Source organism: Actinoplanes sp. NPDC051859 (assembly GCF_044452725.1).
Lineage (GTDB): Bacteria > Actinomycetota > Actinomycetes > Mycobacteriales > Micromonosporaceae > Actinoplanes.
In genome coordinates this window covers 1-1,091 of record NZ_JBITBX010000044.1, presented here as the reverse complement: position 1 = coordinate 1,091, position 1,091 = coordinate 1, and the positions used below count along the sequence as shown (strand labels likewise).

Sequence of the window (1,091 nt, the reverse complement as noted above, 5' to 3'; positions counted from 1 at the left end):
TGTTCTGCCCAGAGAGGTTGGGAACGCGGCTGGCGGGTGGTCCGCCGATGGCGGTGTGGTGGCGGTGGTGATTGTAGGTGTGCAGGAATCGGGGTAGGGCTCGACGGCGGGCGTTTTCGCTGGTGTAGGCCTTGGCATAGGCCCATTCGTCGGTCAGCGTGCGGTGGAAACGTTCGACCTTGCCGTTGGTCTGGGGCCGGTAAGGGCGGGTTTTCTTCACCGTGACGCCGAGCTGGGCGCTGGTGGTGTGCCAGAGCCGGGAGATGTAGCAGGAGCCGTTGTCGGTCAGGACTCGGCGGATAGTGATGCCTTGTGCGGTGAACCAGGCGTATGCGCGTTGCAGGAACCCGGCCGCGGTTTCCTTGGTCTCGTCGCCGAGGATTTCGGTGTAGGCCAGTCGGGAGTGGTCATCGATGGCGGTGTGTAGGTAGGTGTAGCCGAGCCGGGCATGTCCGGCGGCGTCGGTGCGGTGTCCGGGGGTGGCGGTGCGGTTGAGTGCGCCTTGGTGGCGGCCTTGGGTGCGGTGGCCGCCACCGTCGGGGATGTTGCCGAGTTTCTTGATGTCGACGTGGACGAGGTCACCGGGATGTTCGTGTTCATAGCGGCGGATCGGTTCGCGGGTGCCGCGGTCAAGATCGGCGAGTAGTGGGGTGCCCGCACGGCGCAGGATCGCGTGACACGTCGAGGCGGGCAGGCCGAGGCGCCAGGCGAGGCGTACCGGCCCGAGGCGTTTGGTGCGGCGTAGGTGCAGGACCTTACGTTCGAGCGGCCGTGGTGTGCGGTGAGGGCTGTGATGTGGCCGGCTGGATCGGTCGGCCATGGCGGCGGTTCCGTCGCAGCGGTAGCGGTCGGCCCAGCGTTTCGCGGTGGTGGGGCTGACCTGGAACCGTTCCGCGGCTCGGCGTAATGGCCAGCCCTCATCGACGACGCACCGCGCGAGTCGCAATCGGCCGCGTTCGGTCAGCGGGGCGTTAGCGTGGGGCATAGAGGACCTCTCGGGTGAAACGGAACTCTCGACAAGCTCCACCTCACCCGGAGGTCCTCACCGTGTCAGGACTTCCGACGCGTTACCAACGTCCGTGGACAGAACA

1 protein-coding gene is annotated in these 1,091 nt (G+C 66.8%); it reads right to left on the bottom strand.

Going from position 1 to position 1,091, the window contains the following annotated elements; all coding sequences use genetic code 11:
• On the bottom strand, nucleotides 1-985 hold a 985-nt coding region (locus ACIA1L_RS33435; RefSeq protein ID WP_396077080.1), incomplete at its 3' end, for an IS481 family transposase.
• Nucleotides 986-1,091: the final 106 nt, after the last annotated feature.